The sequence below is a fragment of the Shouchella rhizosphaerae genome (assembly GCF_900142675.1).
Taxonomy (GTDB): domain Bacteria; phylum Bacillota; class Bacilli; order Bacillales; family Bacillaceae_D; genus Shouchella; species Shouchella rhizosphaerae.
Genome location: NZ_FRBS01000003.1, coordinates 13,465 through 35,110, shown reverse-complemented (window position 1 = coordinate 35,110; position 21,646 = coordinate 13,465). Strand labels below are relative to the sequence as shown.

The following is a 21,646-nucleotide window of genomic DNA, read 5'->3' as shown; positions in this document are numbered from 1 at the left end:
CCGAGCGTTTGTCTGTAGTGTAAAAGAGGCTGGTGATCACCAGCCTCTTTGTTTATGTTTTCTCAGCAATCCAAGCAAGGGCTTGGTCTTTTGTAGCAATATGCCCGTCAAGTTGTAGGCATTCGATTTCGAGCAACCATTGTGTAAATGCAGGACCTGGTTGGTAACCCGCTTTGAGCAAATCAGCTCCTGTCAAAAGCGGCTTAAACTGTGTGCGTTTTTCGGCATAACGACGTAAGAGCGGGCTTAGCGGAAGTTCGGCCTCGCTATAAAAGCGAACGATTTCGCTTGAAATTCGCGCCAAGTCGCGATGTGCTTCTCCGAGTGAGGCTGTCGGCGCAAGTTGTTGCCAAACGGGCAAGCTTGTTTCTTCTACCAAGCGTTTCTCTTGCTTTGTAAGAGCGTAACGACTTGCGACGTCAAGACGAGTGCAATCAACAGCGCCAGCCAGTAAAAAGAACATGCCATCATTCAAACCATGTTGCTGCAAGTTGGCCATATGCCGCCAGGCTCGCTCGGAAAAACGGGAACCAAACAACGTTGTCCAGACATGGAGGTCAGCCAATTGGCGAAAGCCTTCAAAAAGCACGCCTTCATTAGCTAGCAAATCAAGTTCCTGCCGTAAGCGTTTAGCACTAATGTGGTGCAGAGCAGCACCTGTTTTAGTTGCTTGGTGTATCGTCTCTGAGGAGAGGCTGAAGTTTAGGCGCAGGCCAAAACGGACAGCGCGGAAAAGCCGGGTCGGGTCTTCTATGAAACTGAGCGGATGGAGAATGCGAATGTGTTTGTCGATAAGCGCTTGTTTTCCCTGAAACACATCGAGCACGTTCCCGAATGAGGATCGATTGATTTGGATTGCCATCGCATTTATAGAGAAATCCCGCCTTGCTAGGTCTTCGTAAATCGAAGCCGGGCGCACGGTAGGCAATGCCCCTTTTTGCAAATAAAACTCTTTTCTACACGTCACAATGTCAATGTCTTGTTCGTTGGCCCACGTAGCAGTGCCAAATGACTCATGGCTGCGCACGCTTCCCCCAAATGCGGTTGCCAGTTGCTTGGCAAAGGCAATTCCATCCCCTTCAACGACTAAGTCAATATCTTTATGTGGGCGCTTTAAGAAAAAGTCGCGCACAAGGCCGCCAACTAAATAGACAGGTACTTGGAGTTCGTCGGCGAAAGCACCAATCTTTTGCAGAAAGGAACATGTTTGCTTCCCAAAATAAGACGCGAGCTCAGAAGGGACAACGGCATGCTTATTCGGGTAAAGCGAACGGACGATGTCTGTTCGAGTCACAATGCCAATCGGTTCGTTGTTGTCGCCAACGACAGGGAGACGGCCGACTTGATTGTAAGCAAGGTGGGCACAAGCGGCATCAATCGAATCGTTTGCCCGAAGCGTAATGTTAGGCATGCTCATCACTTCGGTGACTTGAGCTTCTCCCATGCCAAACTGGCGTGCCTTGGCGAGGTCCATACGCGTAATAACGCCTGCTAGTGCCCCCGTCTCATCGACAACGGGAAAACCGCTATGTCCTGAACGAAGCAGCGTTTGCCACACTTCATCAACCAATTGCGATGTTTGTACAGTTACAACAGGCTTACTCATTACAGAAGCGATTTTTTCAGCCAGTGGCGCTTGTTGCAAATAGTCGTTGACTACGCGCAAATCAGCGCCTTTCTCAAGTAAGTAGGCACAGGCATCGCCATCACTAGCCGTTGTTGAAGGGAGCGTTAAATGATGGGTGCTGTTATATAAACCTAGAGCAAAAAGCGTGGCTTCTATAGCTGTTACCGAAATTTGTTTTCGTTTCATCTCATAAATGAGGGTAGTGATCGGCACGCCTCTTTTAGTCGCTTTGATCGTTCGCCACAAATTCGTCTCAACAGCAGAAGCGGGCAACGAGCGATAAAGGCTTTCCTGCTTTTCATCTTCCCAATCTACATATACAATTTCATCTACTTCGTTCCATGAAAGCTTGCCATCATGCTGAAAGGAAAAATCGGTTTTATAGTCGTCCAAAAATCGTTTGACAGCATGTTGGTAAATAGGCGGTAGCACAACAATGGCATCCGGATGAATTTTTTGGGCCGCTGCAAGAATAGCAAGGCCATGAAAATCAAGATGGTTGAGGCTGACAATTGCTTTCATATAAGCCGCCTCCTTTTGCTTTTTTCTCTTCTCTAGTAGTATACCAAAAAAGCAGCGGGCTAAGACGCTGCTTTTTAACAGAAGTAATCCATGGCCAGCCCTTCTCCGCCGGCCATTAGGTTTATATTTGTTGGGGGGGAAGCTTGTTTGAAAGCGTCGGCTAGAATGGCCGCCTCGTCAGTGGTAAGAAACGGTCTTCCAGTTGACGCTGTTTTCGAGAATAACCCATGTTTGCTTAACTGATCGTTCAGACGATGATAAAAACGAGCTGTTTTGAAATGGCAAGATAGAGAGAATACCCAGTCGCTCACACGCTCTTCCGCTTTTTTAGCTACGGGCCGCATTTCTGGCGCTTTTGTATAACGTAACGCGTGGCCGTAAGCGAGCAGGCTATTTGCAGACGTATCGCTTGTTGTTTTTTCAGTTGATACGACCCGCTCAAGCGGTGCTACTACTGCTGCATAGTTTGGTTGGACGCCTCTATTTATATCAAGAGCCGTCACACGATCCAGGCGAAGCCCTTTTTCCATACAGACCACTCCTTTATAACTGTTATTCCCTGTTATACGCTGTTTGAATCAACCATAGCACAGCAAGCGCAAAAAAAGCCCATGCCACCATAAATGGCATGAGCTTTCAAACTGTAGTCAAACGCTCGCACATCCTTCGTTGTTTGCCGTGGCTGACAAGCGCTTTCTATCTGTTTGTCTAAAGAAACTTAGACATTGTGTAAGTTTCATTTATTCGGTTATTGTCTAAGGCGTTACTTGGCAAAAATATGGTCGCCGATAACGAGTGTTTGCTCCCGAGTCGCTACCCAACCGCTTGTTGCTGTTTTCGGGTTATAGAAATAAAGCGATTGTTGACCTTGGCCCCGAAACGCGAGGGCTTCTGTCACAGCTCGTCTTGACTCGTCATCAGGCTCATTGTTAATGGCGCCATCCAAGACAGGGGAAAAGGCATAATGGCCTGATGGTGTCACTTCATAAATCACATCGCGCACAGTATCTGGATAATTTTCATTGTCCACTCGGTTTAGCACGACAGTCGCTACCGCGACTTTCCCTGCATACGGTTCGCCTTTTGCTTCAGCGCTGACTAGTTTAGCTAAAAGCTCTCTCTCCGCAGCAGAAACAGCTGCAGGGATCGTTAGCGTCTCGCCAGCTTCAATCGCAGAATCAGAAAGATCGTTGACTTTCATTATCGCTGCTTCTGGGACGCCATACCGTTCGCTTAGTGTATATATGGTCTCACCTGGCTGAACTGGGTGTGTAAGTTGTTTTGCATCGGCAATTTCAAGCATAGCAAAAGACAATCCAATTGAGCCAAAAATGAGGAATATAAGTTTTTTGATCATAAACCTATACAACTCCTATCAAGTAAATCTAGTGTGCACAAAGGTTGCACGTTAACACTGTAACAGATTCTCATCAAAAAAGAGCTGAAAATGTTTTCCAAGCTTCGCACAAAAGACAGCAAATGGGATCGTGGCAACGCTGAAGCCAATTTGTTACGCAATGGTTACAATTAGAGCCTCGTTTTACAGTTGTGTAACAGTTGAGGAGAATTTCCAGTTGCTTTTTTGAAATATGGCGGCGATCAAGCCGTTAATGGCCGGGCTAATTGTTCTATTACAAAACGTTTCAAGATGCCACTATATGAATCTTTTACCATAGAATCCGATTCTTTTTGTATGCTAGGATGTGTGTGTATCTGGCGAACAGGGATACGAATACACAGTACGCAACGATTAGGAGGATATTCATGAAGAAATTAGTTATCTCTACATTAGCTGCCGCTGCCATCGTAGGAGCAGGCTTTTCTAACCAAGCCGATGCTGCAGGCCAATATAAAGTTCAAGTGAAAGGGCCTTACGTCTACACAGCTAGCGGTGATTGCGTGAAAGTCGACCTAAATGAGCTAAAAGAGCAATTTGGCAACATCGATTGGTCGAATGTGAATTTGGAAGATTTAGATTTTGTTACGGATCTTATCAATAAAGAAGAAGCGCCAGCCCCTGCTCCTGAAGAAGAAGCACAGCCTGAGGCACCAGAAGTAGAAGCAGGCGAGCCAACTAACACACCTGAAGAACAAGAAACGGTAGAAGAAGAGCCACAACAAGAGGAAACCGATGCATCTGGTGATGTGACTCAAGAAGAACAGCAAATGGTTGACCTTGTTAACCAAGAGCGTGAAAAAGCAGGGCTTCAACCTCTAAAAGTCGACCAAAAGCTAACCGAAGTAGCTCGTGTTAAAGCGCAAGACATGATCGACAACAACTATTTTGACCATAATTCACCTACGTACGGTTCTCCATTTGACATGATGAAGCAGTTTGGTATTTCTTATAATACAGCTGGCGAAAACTTGGCTGGAAACCAAACAGTAGACGCAGCACACAATGCTCTTATGAATTCACAAGGACACCGTGAAAACATTTTGAACAGCAATTACACAGAAGTAGGCATTGGCGTAGTTGACGGCGGTCCTTACGGCAAAATGTTCGTGCAATTGTTTAAAGGGTAACACTCCAAAAAAACTCCGTTGCTAAAGAGCAGCGGAGTTTTTTTGTTTCAGCAAGTTAATATAAGGCGTTTATTTTCGCAATTGGACTTGCTCAACGCGGTGGTGAGCGCCTTTTGTTAAGATCAAATCTGCGCGAAGGCGTGTTGGCTTAATGTTCTTTTCTAAATTAACGCCATTAATGGTATGCCAAATCGATTCCGCCATTGCAACCGCTTCTTCATCCGTTAAGTCGCGGTAGCGGTGAAAATACGACTCGGGCTTTTGGAATGCTGTGTTACGGAGCAGTTGAAAGCGCTCGATATACCAAGATAATATGTCTTTTTCCTCTGCATCGACATAAATGCTGAAATCAAAAAAATCAGAGACAAACACATGGGGCATGCGCTTGCCTTTTCGGTTTACTTGTAGGACATTAATGCCTTCGACAATGACGACATCCGGTTCTATCAACGTTTGGATATGATCTTTTTCAATGTTATAAGTCAAGTGAGAATACATAGGTGCTTTTACGATAGGCGTGCCTGCTTTTAAGTCTGTCAAAAAAGTAAGCAGGCTGCGGATATCGTAACTTTCTGGAAAGCCTTTCCGTTTCATGAGGCCTCGTTCTTCCAGCACTTCATTTGGATATAGAAAGCCGTCTGTTGTGACAAGCTCCACTTTCGGAGAGCCGGGCCATCTTGAGGCCAATGCTTGAATCAGCCTTGCGGTTGTGCTTTTTCCGACTGCAACGCTCCCGGCTATGCCAATGACAAAGGGCACCCGCTTCCGTTCCCGCTTTAAAAAGCGATTTAAATCGTCATGAAGCCTAACATTATGGACCATTCGTTTATAAAGTAATTCAGATAAAGGCATGTATACATCGTTCACTTCTGCCTCAGATATCGTTTCATAAATCCCTTCGAGGTTTTTCCGCTCTTTTTCCGTGAGAGGAGCGCTATGCCCGTCATTTAGCTGTGCCCATTCTGCACGAGTGAAGTGGGTAAAAGCCTCTAAGCTTTTTGTTAATTCATCCGTTGTCATAAGGATCTCCTTTGCGGGTTGAGCTTACTTCAATAGATGAAGCGTAGCACGGCTGAAACGGATAATCAAGAATAGAACACTTGAGCGAACGTATACATGTAGGAAAAGATTTGTTCACACGCCTGACAAATCATCAGGTAGTTTTTGCAGGCTTTCTAGCAATTTTCGAGGAATGGCGAATGTGTGGCTGTTTAATTGCAATTGTTCGCTTTCGCTTGGCTGTGCCGCTTGCTTCTGCTTGACAGCACTCATTTCATGATGGATATGTTCCATTTTTTCATCGAGTGCAGCAGCTGAGTGGGCGGCTTCAGTTAATTCTGAAATGAGCTGTTTTGGTACATTCTGATTGTATTTATAAAAGATCTTATGTTCGAGGCTGGCCCAGAAATCCATCGCAATGGTACGGATTTGGATTTCTACAAATACTTCTTCTTTGCGTGCGGAAGTATAGACAGGGACTTTTACAATCATATGGAGGCTACGGTAGCCGTTTTCCTTAGGCTTTTTAATATAGTCCTTTACAGTGACTACGTGCATATCGCTTTGTTTTCTCAACATTTCCTCGAGCCGGTAAATATCAGAGAGAAACGAACAAGTAATACGGATTCCAGCAATGTCTTGGATGGAATTTTTTAAGACATGCAAATGGAAAGGAATATTTTTGCGCCTCGCTTTTTCAAAAATGCTTTCCGGCGATTTCAATCGTGTTTTTACATGTTCAATTGGACTATAATCATGCATTAGTTCGAATTCTTCTTGCAAAATGGAAATTCTTGTTTCCATTTCGTCTAAAGCAAATTTATACATCATCATAAATTCCGTTAATTGTTGTTTTAGCTGTTTTGCTTTTTCGAAAGTAAGCAAAGGATCATTCATTGTCAGTCACCTCTGCCTTTCATTTTGGATTTGGCGCTAAGCAAAGTCAAGTGTAACTCTGTTTTGAAGGATGTGAGAGTGTGGGAATCGTCAAGACAAACAGATGGATTGAGCTATATGTGGACCATTACGAGGAGCAATCGGTCCAAGCAAGGTATAGGCAACTATTTATCCAGCCACTTCAATCGCTTTTCGCCTATTCGACAGATCAGCAGTTGGCCACTTATTTACAAAAAATCGGTTTATTTTTGCCCAAAACGAGGAAAAGCCGCTTAAGGCAATTTTTGCACTCAGACTGCTGGACTGTAGCTGGCGAACAATTTAATGCGTTGAAACAAAAATGGCAGGGGCCCAATGTGCCCGTTTTCTTGTTGCCAGCAAATGAAGAACATAAACGGCTTCAGGCAGAACTAGGAGGGAAAATGGGGCTCGGCTTTCCTGATGGCATCGTTCTTTTTATTTCAGGTGACATTGAGGAGAACGATTTAAAAGCATTAGTCACCCATGAATACCATCATGTTTGCCGATTATGGCGCACACAGGAAACCGAGTCGTCTATTACGTTATTAGAATCAATGGTGATGGAAGGACTAGCTGAATTAGCTGTAATAGAAGAGGTCGGCGAAGCATATGTGGCACCGTGGACGAAGAAGTATGACGGGCATTGGCAAGAAGAATGGTTTGTCCGCTATTTGGAACCGAATTTATTAAGAAAAGGAAGAAGCCATTACAAGCCCTTTCTCTATGGCGACGACCGGGCAGGCATTCCGGCTATGCTAGGCTATTATTACGGTTTCAAGCTTTGTAAAGCAGCGGCTGAACGTTCTAGGAAAGATACGTTAGCGTTTCTGGATGAGGATGCTGAGTCAGTGCTGCGCATTGGCACGGAAACATGAAAACGGTGTTTAAGATTTGCCCCTCGTGACCATACTGACTCCAAAGAGCATACTAGTGAGGAGGATCGATTCAGATGGTCATGATGAGAGATGTATGGGTAAATTGGTTTGAAGGCGAGGAGAATGGATACAATGTGTGCCCGTTCCATGAATGGAGAAGTGAAGACCGCATAGAAGTGCTCGATCAAGTAAAATTGTTAAAAGTGGACGAGAAGCTAATGGACTACATAGAGGACCAGCTTCTTGATTTGCCAATGGAATTGCTCAAAGAAGTGTTTCAAAAGAGCTATTTGCGTAAAAATATGTCACGCATCCAACTCGATTATTGTTTTATTGCTACGGATGGGAAACGGATTATTGCAGTAGACACAATGGGATACAAAACGCCCATTAGAAAGAGCCGGTTAACGCCACGCCAAGAACAAGTGGTGTTTGAGACATTAACTGAACAAGACGTTCCTTATTTCCAATTAGAAATCCCTCTGCCTGCAAAAGACTACCATTTGCTTTCCCCGAGTCCTGCTGAGTTAGCGGGACTGACCCGCAAGGAAAGGCAGCTGAAGCAACTGTTGCTGATGGTGCTTGATCAATTGCAGACAACAGGCTCAGATGCGGAAATAAAATATTGGTGTACAGAGTGGGACCCTCTGACATACAAAAAGCTTCAGCAAAAAGGCCGTACAGAAGTGTGGGAACAATTGCTAAACGGTGTCCGTGCAGGTTGGAGCCAACGCCATTACAAACTATGTGAAGCGATGGTTAAAGGCCATTCCTTTTTCGAGAAATTATGGGAGTTGGAGCATCCAGAGCGGGTGAAGTAATGTTAGCGCGTTAAAGCAAGGGGCCTGCTTTAACGCGTCGTTTTTCTATTTACATCGTATGCGCTTTCTTTTATAATGGAAGCGACAAAAGGAGGCACGGATGGATGGAGACAATGGACTCATTTGCGTATTTGATTATGAAAATTTTAACGGTTGTTTTGTTAGTCGGCACGCTTGGACTTTCCTTTTTTGTTGGGAAAGTGTACAAGAAAACAAATGGCTATTAAGAAACAAATTATCATTACTTAAACGGAAACGACGTAGCACACGGCTACGTCGTTTTAACGTTAGGACATAAAATGCTTATGTTTTATCAGGTTATCTTCTCTTTCTGCCTAAGCCCATCGCACGCTCTGCTTTTATGAGCGTTTTTTGTGCTTTGCGGTTCGCTTTGTCTGCACCTTTGTCCAATATCGCATCAAGTTCGGCTGATTCAATCAACTCATAGTAACGTGTTTGCACTGGTTGCAGCGCTTCAATGACTGCGTCGGCAAGGTCGGCTTTAAAAGGGCCGTAGCCGGAGCCTTCATACAGTTGTTCAAGCTCTGTGACCGATTTGCCAGAGCAAAGAGAAAAAATCGAAAGCAAGTTAGAGACCGCTGGCTTTTCTTCACGATCAAAACGAATGGTACCTTCTGAATCGGTGACGGCGCTTTTAATTTTCTTTGCAATCGTCTTTGGCTCGTCAAGCATGGAAATATAGCTTTTCGCATTGGGATTTGATTTGCTCATTTTTTTATGAGGGTCATTTAAAGACATAATTCTTGCGCCGACTTTCGGGATGCGCACGTCAGGAACAGTAAAAATATCATTGTACTTAGCGTTAAAGCGCTCCGCCAAATTGCGGGTTAATTCCAAATGCTGCTTTTGGTCTTCGCCAACGGGCACAATGTCCGTTTGATAAAGAAGAATGTCTGCGGCCATAAGTGGCGGATACGTTAACAGCGCAGCCGAAACGGCCTCTTTACCGCTGGATTTGTCTTTAAATTGGGTCATGCGTTCCAATTCGCCAATATAGGAAACACATTGCATCATCCAGCCTAGCTGGGCATGGGCTGGCACTTCCGACTGGATAAACAATGTCGACTTGTTTGGGTCGATTCCTGATGCGATGTAAAGGGCGGCGAGGCTGCGGATGTTTTCGCGTAGTTTCAAACGCTCTTGTGGTACCGTTATCGCATGCTGGTCCACAATACAAAAGAAGCAATCATAGTCATTTTGCATGTCGGCAAAGTGTTTCAATGCCCCTAAATAGTTGCCAAGCGTCAACGTGCCGCTCGGTTGAATTCCAGAAAAAACGGTTTGCATACGTTCAACTCCTGTTTTGTCACTCTTCTCCATCGTAAATCAAAATGCAAGCAAACACAACTCTTCCATCTAAATAAGGTAAAGGCCATGCATAAAGAGGGGGAAGAGGGACATACACTAGAACGAACCCTATTTTTTACAGAGGCAGGTGGGTTAATGGGTTCGTCCTTGAAAACGTTTATATAGTAGCAAGCCGAGGTTGAGTGCCACGAGCAAGATAAACCATAAAAGCGAAAAAGGGACGTCTTGCAAAAAAAAGACGAACACCAATAAAGCGAGGCAGGCAACAGCTTGGCAAAGTTGATACTTGTTCATCGAAAGACACTCCTAATCATCCTCCAAGAAAGGGCGTTTTAGTGGTATGATCCGTTCCATCAGACGGTCCATCTTGTTTTTCATCCTAGTAGCAGCGATTCTGGCAGTAGGATGGTTCCATTTTAAAACAGAATCGATCTTTCGGCACGTGGAAGCCATTGTACATGCAATGGAAGAAGGGGTCCATGAAGGGAAAGCAGCTCCTACCTTTGCGTTGCCGACTTTATCTGGAGGCATTGGAGAATTTGATCCAAAAAAGGAAGCCCATTCGTATACAATGGTCCACTTTTTTGCAACATGGTGTTACCCGTGCCAAGAGGAAATGCCATTGATCGTAGAAGCGGAAAAGCGACTAAGACAGCAAGGCGATCATTTTGTCGCCGTCAATTTGACGAGCGAAGAGACAAGCACACAAGAAGTCAAGGCATTTTTAACTCATTTTAACGCGCCGTTTGACCCCCTGTTAGATAAAGAGGGGGACATCCAAAAACAGTATCAAATTTTCGGTATACCAACGACGCTTATTGTCGATAGGGAAGGAAGAATTGTCCGACGCATTAACGGGGCGATGGATGAAGGGATGCTAACCGAGCTACCGCCATTTTCTGTTGCTGGCGCCGGCCTGTAAAAAGCCGTCAATTTGGCTATCAAGTTCCGCCAATAACTGCCGTGCCGTTTTTTCCTCAATCGTTCGGTAATGATGGCTGCCTTTTGGCTCTTCATCAAGTTCATCTGCTTTTGCGACCACCGCTTGCAACGGGCTGAGGGCAAGCTCTCCGTTAGGCAAGTAAGAGTCTGTATGCAGCAAAATGGCCAATGCGATTTCTTTTGCATGACGGGGGTGTTCCCCAAGACGGATTAATAATTTATGGGCACGTTCAGCGCCTTTAATGGCATGAATATCATAGGCTTTATAAAGCGAGTAGTCCCATTTGCCGTTTTTGTACCAAGTATAATGCCCGATATCGTGTAAAAATGCTGCTTTTGCGGCCAAGTCGGGGTTGACGTTTTCATTCACCGCTAACGCACAGGCGTGGTAAGCACAGCGAATCGCATGAGCCATGCCAGAGCGTTGCAAATACTTTTGGGCGATGTGGTGGTCGTAAAGAGCAACTAGTGTTACTTCTCTCATCATCATTCTCCTTCCATCCACACATTTTTTTAATAATCTATGCTATAATGAATGCCAACCGTTGTAAAGGGGGAAGTTATTTGGCAAATACCCACGTTTTCTCGAGACGTGAAGAACTGGTCAATGCGCTCACGCATGGTTTTGGTGCGCTTTTGAGCATCTTGGCGCTCGTGCTTTTAATTGTTTACTCTAGCATGCACGGTACTGCTTGGCATATCGTTAGTTTTACGATTTATGGCACAAGTATGGTGCTCCTATATTTATCTTCGACACTTGTCCATAGTTTTAAGCCAGGCAAGGCAAAAGACGTATTTGAAATTTTTGATCATGCCGCTATTTACTTGTTTATCGCAGGTACGTACACGCCGATTTTATTTATTTTAGTCGGTGGTGCACTAGGCTGGACATTATTTGGGATTGTCTGGGGTATTGCCGTTGTCGGCATTATCTTTAAAGTCTTTTACGTAAAGAAATTTTTAGTGTTGTCGACGATCATGTATGTCGCAATGGGCTGGATTGCCGTGTTTGCAATGGGTCCGATTATGTCAACCCTGCCTAGTGGAGGCATATGGCTGTTGGTGCTTGGTGGGCTTTTTTACACCGCTGGGACGATTTTTTATGTCTGGCGTGGATTTTTGTATCACCATGCGATTTGGCATTTGTTTGTGTTGGCAGGCTCTGTCTCACATTTCTTTCTTGTATTTTTATTTATTTTGCCAGTAGGCATTTAAAAACGATCTGGGCAGTTGACCAGATTGTTTTTTCTTCGAGCAAATAGGGTATGTAGCAAGCAAAAGGGACAATTTCCGATAGGGGAAATGCCTGAACGATGTCATCCTTTATTGGGCGAGGGAGGGAGAGGCTGTGTATATTTCGCTACAAGAATTGGCTTCTTATCTTGGCGTTACTCAGTCTTATTTAATGGAACAAGCTCATCTTGGAAATATACGTGGCGTTTATGACGGAGAAACGTGGCTTTTTAACAAAACACAGTTTGAAAAGCTTAAAGAACAGCTGGAAAAAAGGCACAGGCAGTATATGAAAGAAGAAGAGGAGATTCCAGATGATTGGGATGCCCATGATGAGGATTAAGGATGAAAGGGAGTGTATGTGTGTGTAAATGGATGAAAGTCGGCTGCTCTGCTCTGTTATCTGCTTCATTGCTAGTTGGTGTTAACGGGGGAAGTGTTGAAGCGACATCGGGTAACGGGATGCTTGTACATGGCCATAAGCTTGTTGGCCAAACGCTGTTTGAAACCCCGAAGCTCTCAACGCGCTTTGCCAATCAGTCAGGGTACACGTTCAATTATCCAGAAGACGGAGTGAGGGGAATTTATGTGTCTGGTCACTCTGCAGGAGGAGAGCGCTTTCACTCGCTTGTTGATTTCGTCGGTGAAACAGGGCTTAATGCGATGGTCATCGACATTAAAGATGATCATGGCAATATTACATATATGCCTGACGAGAGTTCGCCTTATTACAACATTGCAAAGAAATACATAAACGACCCTGAGGAAATGATGAATGTTCTTGAAGAAAACGAGATTTATCCAATTGCCCGAATTGTTGTTTTTAAAGATACGACTTTAGCTGAAATGAAACCAGAGCTTTCGTTTAAAGAAAACGGCTCCGTCTGGAAAAATGGCAGGAAAGAAGCATTTGTCAATCCATTTTTAGAGGAAGTATGGGAGTATAATGTCGGCATTGCCGAGGAAGCAGCACAAATGGGGTTCCGAGAAATCCAGTTTGATTATGTCCGTTTTCCAGAAGGATTTGAAAACCGTGATGAAACGCTGGAATATGAGACAGGAAAATACGGAGATGACGAAATTGACAATGTGCAACGCCGTGTAAACGCAGTCACCGATTTTGTCGCATACGCCCGAGAAAAACTTAGCGTCTACCATGTAGATGTATCCGTTGATATTTTCGGCTATGCCGCAACCGTGCCTGAGGCGCCGGGAATTGGGCAAAACTTCTTGAAAATATCGGAGAATGTCGATGTCATTTCTTCGATGATTTATCCAAGCCATTGGACGTCTTTTGAAGGATTGGACAAGCCTGACTTGTACCCTTATGAGCTAACAGATGGCTATGCCAAATTGGAAAACGGGCTTTTAGAGCAGCTAGAAGATAAGAAGCCAGTGTCGCGGCCATGGATTCAAGACTTTACTGCTAGCTACTTAGGGTCGGGCAATTACTTACAGTACGGAAAAGAGGAAGTAGAAGCGCAAATCCGTGCTTTGTATGAAAATGACATTAACGAATTTTTATTGTGGAATGCAGGCAACACTTACACTCAAGGGGTCGATTACGACAATCCGTAAAAGCAGCTTCAGCTGCTTTTTTTTTGGGCCAATAGGGCAAACTAAATGATGGGTTTAGGACAAAGATGAAAATGGCTATATAAATGAGTATGTAAAAAACGAAGAAATGGAGGCATGAAAATGGCAACTTGGTATGAGAAGCTTGCTGAATATTTTCCTGTTGAGGAAATGAAGTCAAAACAGCATATGGAACTGTTATTAAAAGAAAAGGGAGACATTTATCATAAGGAAGAGAGCGATAACCATGTGATGATGTACGTCGAGACCGATGACTTTATCTTTGTCGATTACTTGTTTGTGGCAAAGCAGGCTAGAGGAGAAGGACTGGGGAAAAAGCTATTAGAGCGATTGAAAAAAAAGCAAAAACCGATTATACTTGAAGTGGAGCCTATCGATTATAGAGACACGGATACGCAAAAGCGACAGCGCTTTTATAGTCGTGAAGGGTTTAAACATGCCAAATCAATTGGCTATCGTCGTCGTTCTCTTGCGACAAATAAAGTGACGGAATTAGAAATCCTTTATTGGTCACCAGAGAATGAAGATGAGAATAGTATATATGAGAAAATGAAGCACACGTATGAGAACATCCATACGTATAAAGATAAAACGTTGTATGGAGAATCCTATGAAGCAGTTGATGAAGTATTAACATTAAATGATTAAGACGGTGAACAGTAGGCTCCTGACAAAAAAAACGGGAGGGCGAAGCGCTATGAAACAAAAAAAGAAAGCTAAACAAAAACGAAAGCGCCTAGCGTGGAAAGATGCTTTTAAAAAGCAGCTAGACAATTTGAAAAACCGTCGTCCGCAGGAATATCCTTATCCCCAATCGAAAAAAAGCATTGCGTAATCCGCCGTACGCCGTACTGGCGGATTTTTTTCTGAAAATAGGTTTATGGTTAGGCAATGTCGGGAAGTGTGCATTAATAAGAGGATTTCCCATAGTTTTTGTTCAATCTTTGTATAAGTTTTTTGCAACGACTCTATACAACAGTTGAACAAACTTGTATAATAAAATGGTGATGAAGCGAACGATAACGGATACACTTGTCACACTTTGATTAAAGGAGAGGTTCAATAAGATGGTCACACTACTTACATCCCCTAGTTGTACATCTTGTAGAAAAGCGAAAGCATGGTTGGAAGAGCATGATATTCCTTTTGAAGAGCGTAATATCTTTGCATCTCCACTCTCTGTTGAAGAAGTAAAACAGGTTGTGCGCATGACAGAAGATGGCACAGATGAAATTATTTCAACACGTTCTAAAGTTTTCCAAGAACTGGACGTAGAACTTGAATCATTGCCTTTACAAAAATTGTTTACAATTATTAGCGACAATCCTGGTCTGCTTCGCCGTCCGATTATCTTCGATGAAAAACGTTTACAAGTAGGATACAACGACGCTGAAATTCGCCGTTTTCTACCAAGAAAAGTGCGGACATTCCAATTGCAGGAAGCACAGCGCTTAGTAAATTAATACGAACCTTCTACAGAAACCTCTGTAGAAGGTTTTATTTTTCTTGACATTGACCACGGCATGCGAGAGAATAAAGAACTAACAAAATACGTTTGCACCCGTCAGAAAGCAGATGGATTCCATTTTTCGGCTAGTTATCATACAATAGGAACAAGGAAGGCAAGCTCACTGTTTCCTTGATAAAGGCTACCTAATGTTAAGATTACAGGAGGGGGAGCGAGTATGGAAATCGAACGAGTAAATGACTCAACTATTCGGTTTTTCATCACGTATAAGGATATTGAAGCACGTGGTTTTGAGCGTGAAGAAATTTGGTATAACCGTGAACGTGGTGAAGAACTTTTTTATGATATGATGCACGAAGCAAGCGACAGGGATGAATTTGAACTAGATGGCCCGCTCTGGATTCAAGTTCATGCCCATGATAAAGGGTTGGAAATTCTCGTTACACGTGGGCAATTGTCAGATGGCAATGTAAAATTAGAAATTCCTGTGAAAGAGGACATGGAAACAGACGAGCAGGAAGATGTTCCAGTCCACACGCTTGAAGAGAACGAGCTAGATAGTCTCGAGCTGATTATTGGTTTTAAAGAGCTCGAAGATGTAATCTCTTTAAGCAAAGCTGTTCGCCCTGAGCGAGTGCTTAATACACTGTACCACTACGAAGGCCGTTATTTCTTGCATGTCCAATTCACGAACGATCTTTATACAGAGGATGAACAAGACAATTTGTTGAGCAGGATGCTTGAGTATGGCTATGAATCAGAATTAACGATTCACAGGCTTCAGGAGTATGGCAAAGTCATTATGCCAGAGACCGCTTTAGCGAAGCTCTATTCAACTTTTTCCTAAGTCCGTTCAGGCTGCTAGAATACGCTTGTTAGCCGAGAGAGTGAAGGCAAGGGATTTACGCCAACGACGTTAGCGAGCGTTTGTTACCGTCTATAAGAGCCATAATAGGCTCTTTTTTTTGCGCAAAAAAAGGATAAACGTAAGATTGGTTTAAATAAAAAAAGAAGAAAGGAGTGTGGTCATTGCTTCAAGCTTTAGATGAAAACGATCGCCTTATTCGTTTTACCGATAAGCGCAGTTATTCAGAATGGCGGTACTTACAAAAAGCAGGGCGTTTTCGTTGTCCAATTTGCAACCAACAAGTAAGGATGCGACTTGGAACAAAAAGACGTTGGCATTTTGCCCACCAAAAAAGTGAGCAGTGCCCATCTGGAGGGGAAGGGGAGTCGGATGAGCATGTACGTGGAAAACAATTGCTGTTTCACTGGGCGGCCAAGCAGAACAAAGCAACACAATTGGAAACGTATTTAAGGGAGTCAAAGCAACGACCGGATGTTTACATTGAAGCTTCCTCGCCGCTTGCACTGGAATTCCAATGTGCTACCCTTTCCGCCAAAACGTTATATGAACGCAATACTTTGTACGCACGCCAAGGCATTTCCCCAGTTTGGATTTTCGGAGGAAACCGTTTAAAACGGAAGCGGCGGCAAATGTTCCAAATCCACCAATTTGAATGGTATGGGCTCCAATATGCCAAAAGGGAACCATTTTTTATTTATTTAGACGCTCATACTGAACAAGTATGTTTGCTCCGTCATGTAGTGGCTGTTCTCCCTTCCTTAGCACTTGCTACCCCATCGTTTATTGCTCTCGAACGTTTAACATTAAGCGATTTGCGCCACCCCCCGCCACTGTCTGTTTGTTATACAGATAGCTTGTCTGCCTATCGCCAGCAAGTCAAAAACAACGTTCACCGCAATCGATTGTTCGTGCACTTGCTTGGAACGTTTCAACTAACCGATATTCCGCTTACTGCTGGCTGGCCCTTGCCAACTCAACGCTATCTCCAAGTTTCCCCGTTTCTATGGCAGACATCGTTTATTCATGCTTATTTGTGTCATGCTTTTAATAGTGCTCCACGTACGCTTACCCAAATCGCTGTGTTATTGTCGTCTTGTTTGCGGCAGTTCCGCCACCCTTTCAAACCTTACTGCAACCCGAAAAAAGTCACTTCCCACCTAGCCCGCGAATATCTAGCTTTGCTTGAAGTATTTGGTTTGTTGAAAAAGATCGCTCCTGCCACTTTTATAAAAAGCGATGAGGAAATCCTTTCTTGTAGCGGAAAGGAAAAAGAACAGCATTTTCTCCGTTGCTGGCATGAATGGTTGTTAGCACACCATAAGCATGCTGGTGAAGCCGAAACGAAGCAAGGAAAAGAGGCCAGCATATAGGGACAAAAATGCATTGAAAGAAAGTGATGCGGTTAGTTGTTTAAACAATTCTTTGTTAACGAGGGCGGTATCCTTTAAAACGCGGTTTCTTTTTTAACGGCCGGAATAAGCAAAAAAGCGCGATGAATAATAGCGGAACGGCTACCCAAATTGGAAAAAGGTGCAGCAGCCCAAGAATATACAAATAAAAGGCAATGAGGACGAGCGCAATGCGAAGCAATAGTTTCCGTTTCATTTCGAATCTCCACACCCTTTTTACACAAAATAGGATACGGCGATAACGATGTTTTCGTATATGCCAGAAGCGTGTTTGTATAACATATGCCTAGGAATGGAAACTATGTGTGGTTCATTGTACAAACTTGTCAATTAAATTTCTTGTTGCTTCTGCTTGTTTTTTTCAGTAGAATAGAAGTGTTGCAACTCACATTCTCTTCGATTAATAGGAAGGCTGTCTGCTTTATAAGCGGACAGCCTTTTGGTGTTTTGGACGAAAAAGAAAGGACCCTGCCTAGGCTGTACCCTTACATTAACCATTTCCAAAAAGTCCCGTATTCATAAGGGACAGCTTCTACTTTTTGCTGTAACATGAGTGTCTTTAGCTTTTTTTCTGCTTCTTCGCTACTCAAATCCAAAACCATTGCTACTTCCGCAGTGGCTAAAAAACCATATGTTTGCAACAACCCCTCGAGAGTCGGTGGAGTCGCTTTTACTGGTACGAAGCCAAGCATGTCTTCCAATAACTGGACATAAATCGAAAATGGATACTGGCCGGAAATTTTAATGCCTGCTTCTTCCGAATTGTCATTAAAGAAAACAAAAGTCGGAACGGTGTCAACGTCCATCTCGTTCGTCGTTTGCACGTCACACTGAAGCGCTTTGGCGGCGCTCGGTGAATGAAGGTCGGCTATAAAAGCATCAACGTCCAGTCCGGCAGCATTGGCGCATGCTTTTAGCACGTCTTCATTGGTAATGTTTTGTTTTTGTAAAAACAACGTTTCTCGCAGCTTGCGCAAAAAGCGGTGGCCAGCCTTTGGTCCTTGTAGTTCTGCTGCTTTTATCGCAAGTGAAGCTTTATATGGATGAAAATCACTAAGTTTTATATCCCCGGCGTAAGGCATATTTGAGGATGATACACCTTTCACCCATACCGGCGGGCGTGTATATTTGGCTTTGCCTGCTTCGCACGCATTCCACACATTCAACTTTCCAGCAAGCAGGACCCGTATTCGGAAATAATGACCATATTCGACTTTGAGCTTCTTTAGAATCGGCTCCATCGACCAGCATTGAGCGCACAGCGGATCAATAAAGGTGTAAATCTCCAATGGTTTTTTGGCAGGCAGCGCTTCATTTGCCTCGGGAGAAATGCCGCAAATCCCGAGTTCATGGTCACAATGGCTAGTCACGCGATGTTTGGCGTTCATGGGCCAACTCCTTTCTTTTATCCCGGCGTTGGGTGATTAACCATATGATGTGCAGTAAGCCTAAGCCGATGCATCATATAATCACGGATGTCGCCTGATAAATGCACGTCGTCCATGGCACGCTCCATACAGGAAAGCCAAGCTTCAGCTTGGACAGGAGAGATGACAAACGGCATATGCCGCGCTCTTAGTCTCGGGTGCCCAAACTCTTCTGTATAGAGCGGTGGACCGCCGAAAAATTGCGTTAAAAACCGCTTTTGTTTGTATGCTGTATGAGTCAGGTCTTCAGGAAAAAGGTGGCGAACGTCTTCATGAGCCGCGATGTAGCGATAAAAAGCATCGACAAGTTCGCTTATCTTTTCTTCCCCACCTAAAGCCTCAAACGGGCTTTGTTCATTTCGTTGATCAGGCACAAATGGTCTCTCCTTTTCGTTTGCCTAGATCCATTGTAGCAACCATTGTTCCGTTCAGCAAATAAAGTGTTTTTAGAGTTAAAAAGAGGAAATCCTTTCTGTCGATTTTTCGCAAACTTTGTTATAATGGAAGAAGAAAACCGCACGGAGGGGAAATATGGAAATTTCATTTTGGCCGCAGGCATACACAAGCGAACGGGTTTCACCACAAGCATCGCAAACAGATGAAACGACTTCATTCTCGAAAATGCTCCAATCTGAATGGGACAAAAGCACGCAAATAAGCACTCCGCCACTACAGTTGCCGTTTTTGTTGCCGATGTTGCAGCAGCCGCTGTTTTTAGATGAAAAGAATACATATGAAGAGGTTGCTACTTTACAAACGAAAGCAGAAGAAGTCTACGGTACAGCAGAGCAAAAAGTGGAACAAAGCAAGGGAACAGCGCCAACAAGCAAAGCTGAATCTTATGGACCGCTTATTGAAAGCATTGCCGCGGAGTTTGGGGTCGACGCTAAACTTGTTAAGGCGGTAATTCAACACGAGTCAAACTTCAATGAAAGAGCGGTAAGCTCAGTAGGAGCTAGTGGACTCATGCAATTGATGCCTTCTACAGCTAGAGCGCTTGGCGTTAAATCGATTTTTGATCCTGCTGAAAACATCCGTGGTGGGGTTAAATACTTAAAGCAAATGCTAGACCGTTACAATGGCAATGAAGCATTAGCGCTTGCAGCTTATAACGCCGGCCCAGGAAATGTCGATAAGTACGGCGGTGTTCCACCTTTTAAAGAAACACAGAATTACGTTCCAAAAGTGCTTAACACATATCGTAGCTACGCATAAACGTGCAGCCAAAAAGGCTGCACGTCAACTATAAAAAGATTAACAACCCTTTTCTATCAGGCAATAGACGAGATGGGAGTTGAGCGGACCACGGGCTTCTCTTCTCCCATCTTTTTTGGGGAGAGGAATGGTTGCTCCTCCATCTTGTTCTATGGTGTTGCTTGCTCGTAAAAACGGGCAACTTTGTTTTTCGCTGGTACGAATGGCACGTCAGCTTCTGCGAGTAGTTGGGTAAGAATGGATTCGGCGTGTTCAAGCGACTGTCCCTCATATTCGATTTCATAATCTTCCGTTCCTGCATAGACGCTATGGTCTAAACATAGCACTCCCCCTTTATAAGGCACCTCCATTCTATAGGTCGTTAACGATCCAAAGTGGCGAATGGTGGGAATCGTCCCGATGAGTTCTTTAATGGCGGATTGCACTTCTCCTTCAGGAAGCGCTCCACTTAAGAGCAACTGTTCATCGCTTTTAGTGAGAGGCTGGTGTGTCTCCAACAGTCCACCATTTGCTGGCGCTTTTAAGGTAAAGACGGACGAGCCTTTTTTTCTACGGACTCGTAGAGCTGCGCCTGCACTCTTTAATGTAAAGTCAGCCGTATCATAGTAATCGTTCTGTTGTTTTTCTGCTTTTGTGCCAAATTTTTCGGTTAACTGGCGATAGGCAGCTTCACTAAGCATTGATTTTGCTTCATACTCGATTTCTTTAGCCATGGTCGTTCCCCATTTCTGCGTTTTTCGCTCCTTATTATACGTAGATTGGCGTCCTTCTGCAAAACGTGGGTTTTCAGAACGTTTTGTGTTACACTGATTACGGAAAAAGCAGCTTTGGGGGAGAAGGATGAAACAGTATAAAGTATCGGCCATCGAAGTGGACGAAGAAGCGAGCACTGTTGAACTAGAAGAGGAAATAGACGCACAATTGGCGGCGCGATTAAAACCAGGAAAGCGCGTGCTCGTCGATTCTGACCAATATGCTTTTATTTACATTCTTGAAGATGAGGAAGCGTTTTACGCGATCCGTTTTGAAAAGAATGTTTGGCCAGCATTAAATGAAGCGCACAAATTAAAAACGAGTTATTATGTAAAGCTGAATGAACATACTCGTCTTGCACTCGTCGATATGGAGGAAGAGCTAGTATTTCTTCTAGAGAACATTCGTGGTAATGGGAATTATGGAGAGGCCTTTGAACAAGCAGTGAACGACGCATTTTAGTTTTTTTAAGAGGTGGAGCTTTTGGACTGGGATGCTTTTTTAACACCGTATAAACAGGCTGTTGAAGAGTTGAAAGTGAAATTTAAAGGGACGAGGGAACAATACCAGAAAACGTCGCTGCATACACCAATTGAATTTGTAACGGGGCGTGTGAAGCCAGTATCGAGCATATTAAACAAAGCGGCACGCAAACAAATTCCTCTCGAACAGCTGGCTGATAAGATGCAAGATTTGGCTGGCGTTCGCATTGTCACTCAATTTGTCGAGGATATAGACAAAGTCATTGAGCTTATGCGTGCCCGCTCCGATTTTGAAATCATTTCCGAACGAGACTACATACAAAAGAAGAAACCGAGTGGGTATCGATCATACCACTTAATACTTCGCTACCCTGTTCAGATGATTGAAGGGGAAAAGAAAGTCCTTGTTGAATTGCAAATCCGCACACTGTCAATGAATTTTTGGGCTACGATTGAACATTCATTGCGCTATAAATATAGCGGTGAAATACCGGAAGACATCAACATGCGTTTGCAGCGGGCTGCAGAAGCAGCCTTTTGGCTCGATGAGGAAATGTCGATCATCCGTGATGAAGTACAAGAAGCTCAGCGAATTATAACCGCAAAACAACAGCAAAGCCGCTGATAGCAAGGAGT

28 protein-coding genes are annotated in these 21,646 nt (G+C 43.9%); 16 read left to right on the top strand and 12 right to left on the bottom strand.

Going from position 1 to position 21,646, the window contains the following annotated elements:
* Positions 1-52 precede the first annotated feature (52 nt).
* The 3 genes from BUC05_RS09290 to BUC05_RS09280 form a co-directional block, all read right to left on the bottom strand.
* Complete coding sequence (locus tag BUC05_RS09290) at positions 53-2,149, bottom strand: CBS domain-containing protein (RefSeq protein WP_063608443.1); 2,097 nt, start codon at positions 2,147-2,149, stop codon at positions 53-55.
* A gap of 74 nt (positions 2,150-2,223) precedes the next feature.
* The gene (locus BUC05_RS09285) at positions 2,224-2,679 is read right to left on the bottom strand and encodes a hypothetical protein (protein ID WP_011247385.1); all 456 of its coding nucleotides are present in this window, start codon (positions 2,677-2,679) and stop codon (positions 2,224-2,226) included.
* A 233-nt stretch (positions 2,680-2,912) separates the two neighbouring features.
* Positions 2,913-3,506 (bottom strand): cell wall hydrolase, encoded by a 594-nt coding sequence (locus tag BUC05_RS09280; protein WP_011247384.1) that lies wholly within the window; start codon positions 3,504-3,506, stop codon positions 2,913-2,915.
* Positions 3,507-3,913: 407 nt separating this feature from the next.
* Between BUC05_RS09280 and BUC05_RS09275 the strand changes: the two genes are divergently transcribed.
* Positions 3,914-4,675 (top strand): CAP domain-containing protein, encoded by a 762-nt coding sequence (locus tag BUC05_RS09275; protein WP_011247383.1) that lies wholly within the window; start codon positions 3,914-3,916, stop codon positions 4,673-4,675.
* A gap of 69 nt (positions 4,676-4,744) precedes the next feature.
* Here the strand turns inward: BUC05_RS09275 and coaA are convergent, their stop codons facing one another.
* Both coaA and BUC05_RS09265 read right to left on the bottom strand, forming a co-directional pair.
* Positions 4,745-5,695, bottom strand: coding sequence for a type I pantothenate kinase (gene coaA, locus BUC05_RS09270; protein ID WP_073304660.1), 951 nt, complete (start codon positions 5,693-5,695; stop codon positions 4,745-4,747).
* Positions 5,696-5,809: 114 nt separating this feature from the next.
* Positions 5,810-6,571: a GTP pyrophosphokinase gene (locus BUC05_RS09265; protein WP_011247381.1), complete on the bottom strand. Its 762-nt coding sequence runs from the start codon at positions 6,569-6,571 to the stop codon at positions 5,810-5,812.
* 80 nt (positions 6,572-6,651) lie between these two features.
* Here BUC05_RS09265 and BUC05_RS09260 point away from each other — a divergent pair, with 80 nt between their 5' ends.
* The 3 genes from BUC05_RS09260 to BUC05_RS21920 all read left to right on the top strand — a co-directional run bounded on the left by BUC05_RS09260 (position 6,652) and on the right by BUC05_RS21920 (position 8,515).
* Positions 6,652-7,467, top strand: coding sequence for a DUF2268 domain-containing putative Zn-dependent protease (locus tag BUC05_RS09260; RefSeq protein ID WP_073304658.1), 816 nt, complete (start codon positions 6,652-6,654; stop codon positions 7,465-7,467).
* A 74-nt stretch (positions 7,468-7,541) separates the two neighbouring features.
* Positions 7,542-8,288, top strand: a complete 747-nt coding sequence (locus BUC05_RS09255) for a YjbA family protein (protein ID WP_011247379.1) — start codon at positions 7,542-7,544, stop codon at positions 8,286-8,288.
* A 104-nt stretch (positions 8,289-8,392) separates the two neighbouring features.
* Complete coding sequence (locus BUC05_RS21920) at positions 8,393-8,515, top strand: hypothetical protein (protein ID WP_255222685.1); 123 nt, start codon at positions 8,393-8,395, stop codon at positions 8,513-8,515.
* Between the two features lie 91 nt (positions 8,516-8,606).
* Here BUC05_RS21920 and trpS read toward each other — a convergent pair whose 3' ends face one another.
* Together trpS and BUC05_RS21465 are read right to left on the bottom strand one after the other, a co-directional pair.
* A complete protein-coding gene (trpS, locus tag BUC05_RS09250; RefSeq protein WP_073304655.1) occupies positions 8,607-9,596 on the bottom strand; it encodes a tryptophan--tRNA ligase in 990 nt (329 codons plus the stop codon).
* A 153-nt stretch (positions 9,597-9,749) separates the two neighbouring features.
* On the bottom strand, positions 9,750-9,911 hold the full coding sequence (locus BUC05_RS21465) for a hypothetical protein (RefSeq protein WP_156323126.1): 162 nt from the start codon (positions 9,909-9,911) through the stop codon (positions 9,750-9,752).
* Positions 9,912-9,957: 46 nt separating this feature from the next.
* On the opposite strand from BUC05_RS21465, the gene BUC05_RS09245 reads away from it, so the two are divergent.
* On the top strand, positions 9,958-10,539 hold the full coding sequence (locus tag BUC05_RS09245) for a TlpA disulfide reductase family protein (RefSeq protein WP_073304653.1): 582 nt from the start codon (positions 9,958-9,960) through the stop codon (positions 10,537-10,539).
* Here the strand turns inward: BUC05_RS09245 and BUC05_RS09240 are convergent.
* Positions 10,504-11,043 (bottom strand): HD domain-containing protein, encoded by a 540-nt coding sequence (locus BUC05_RS09240; RefSeq protein WP_073304651.1) that lies wholly within the window; start codon positions 11,041-11,043, stop codon positions 10,504-10,506. The two genes, BUC05_RS09245 and BUC05_RS09240, sit on opposite strands and share 36 nt — an antisense overlap.
* A gap of 80 nt (positions 11,044-11,123) precedes the next feature.
* Between BUC05_RS09240 and trhA the strand changes: the two genes are divergently transcribed.
* From trhA to BUC05_RS09205, 8 genes are all read left to right on the top strand, one after another.
* On the top strand, positions 11,124-11,774 hold the full coding sequence (gene trhA, locus BUC05_RS09235; RefSeq protein WP_011247375.1) for a PAQR family membrane homeostasis protein TrhA: 651 nt from the start codon (positions 11,124-11,126) through the stop codon (positions 11,772-11,774).
* A gap of 133 nt (positions 11,775-11,907) precedes the next feature.
* The gene (locus tag BUC05_RS09230; protein ID WP_011247374.1) at positions 11,908-12,135 is read left to right on the top strand and encodes an excisionase family DNA-binding protein; all 228 of its coding nucleotides are present in this window, start codon (positions 11,908-11,910) and stop codon (positions 12,133-12,135) included.
* A gap of 2 nt (positions 12,136-12,137) precedes the next feature.
* Complete coding sequence (locus BUC05_RS09225) at positions 12,138-13,370, top strand: putative glycoside hydrolase (RefSeq protein ID WP_073304649.1); 1,233 nt, start codon at positions 12,138-12,140, stop codon at positions 13,368-13,370.
* Positions 13,371-13,490: 120 nt separating this feature from the next.
* Complete coding sequence (locus BUC05_RS09220) at positions 13,491-14,036, top strand: GNAT family N-acetyltransferase (RefSeq protein ID WP_011247372.1); 546 nt, start codon at positions 13,491-13,493, stop codon at positions 14,034-14,036.
* A gap of 49 nt (positions 14,037-14,085) precedes the next feature.
* Entirely contained in the window at positions 14,086-14,223 is a 138-nt protein-coding gene (locus tag BUC05_RS21460) for a hypothetical protein (protein ID WP_156323127.1), read from the top strand.
* 232 nt (positions 14,224-14,455) lie between these two features.
* A complete protein-coding gene (gene spxA / locus BUC05_RS09215) occupies positions 14,456-14,851 on the top strand; it encodes a transcriptional regulator SpxA (protein WP_011247371.1) in 396 nt (131 codons plus the stop codon).
* A 222-nt stretch (positions 14,852-15,073) separates the two neighbouring features.
* Positions 15,074-15,703: an adaptor protein MecA gene (mecA, locus tag BUC05_RS09210; RefSeq protein ID WP_011247370.1), complete on the top strand. Its 630-nt coding sequence runs from the start codon at positions 15,074-15,076 to the stop codon at positions 15,701-15,703.
* 182 nt (positions 15,704-15,885) lie between these two features.
* Positions 15,886-17,094: a competence protein CoiA gene (locus tag BUC05_RS09205; protein ID WP_073304645.1), complete on the top strand. Its 1,209-nt coding sequence runs from the start codon at positions 15,886-15,888 to the stop codon at positions 17,092-17,094.
* 55 nt (positions 17,095-17,149) lie between these two features.
* Here BUC05_RS09205 and BUC05_RS09200 read toward each other — a convergent pair whose 3' ends face one another.
* From BUC05_RS09200 to BUC05_RS09190, 3 genes are all read right to left on the bottom strand, one after another.
* Positions 17,150-17,329 carry a hypothetical protein gene (locus BUC05_RS09200; RefSeq protein WP_035201757.1) on the bottom strand — a complete coding sequence of 60 codons (180 nt, stop codon included), beginning with the start codon at positions 17,327-17,329 and terminating at the stop codon, positions 17,150-17,152.
* Positions 17,330-17,618: 289 nt separating this feature from the next.
* Complete coding sequence (locus BUC05_RS09195) at positions 17,619-18,521, bottom strand: ClpXP adapter SpxH family protein (protein ID WP_011247368.1); 903 nt, start codon at positions 18,519-18,521, stop codon at positions 17,619-17,621.
* Between the two features lie 17 nt (positions 18,522-18,538).
* Positions 18,539-18,934, bottom strand: coding sequence for a globin domain-containing protein (locus tag BUC05_RS09190; protein WP_011247367.1), 396 nt, complete (start codon positions 18,932-18,934; stop codon positions 18,539-18,541).
* A gap of 157 nt (positions 18,935-19,091) precedes the next feature.
* Between BUC05_RS09190 and BUC05_RS09185 the strand changes: the two genes are divergently transcribed.
* Positions 19,092-19,775 (top strand): lytic transglycosylase domain-containing protein, encoded by a 684-nt coding sequence (locus BUC05_RS09185; RefSeq protein ID WP_011247366.1) that lies wholly within the window; start codon positions 19,092-19,094, stop codon positions 19,773-19,775.
* Between the two features lie 149 nt (positions 19,776-19,924).
* Here BUC05_RS09185 and BUC05_RS09180 read toward each other — a convergent pair whose 3' ends face one another.
* Entirely contained in the window at positions 19,925-20,488 is a 564-nt protein-coding gene (locus BUC05_RS09180; RefSeq protein ID WP_011247365.1) for a CYTH domain-containing protein, read from the bottom strand.
* A 127-nt stretch (positions 20,489-20,615) separates the two neighbouring features.
* Here BUC05_RS09180 and BUC05_RS09175 point away from each other — a divergent pair, with 127 nt between their 5' ends.
* The gene (locus BUC05_RS09175) at positions 20,616-20,990 is read left to right on the top strand and encodes a UPF0738 family protein (RefSeq protein ID WP_011247364.1); all 375 of its coding nucleotides are present in this window, start codon (positions 20,616-20,618) and stop codon (positions 20,988-20,990) included.
* Between the two features lie 21 nt (positions 20,991-21,011).
* Positions 21,012-21,635 carry a GTP diphosphokinase gene (locus BUC05_RS09170; protein WP_011247363.1) on the top strand — a complete coding sequence of 208 codons (624 nt, stop codon included), beginning with the start codon at positions 21,012-21,014 and terminating at the stop codon, positions 21,633-21,635.
* Positions 21,636-21,646 lie beyond the last annotated feature (11 nt).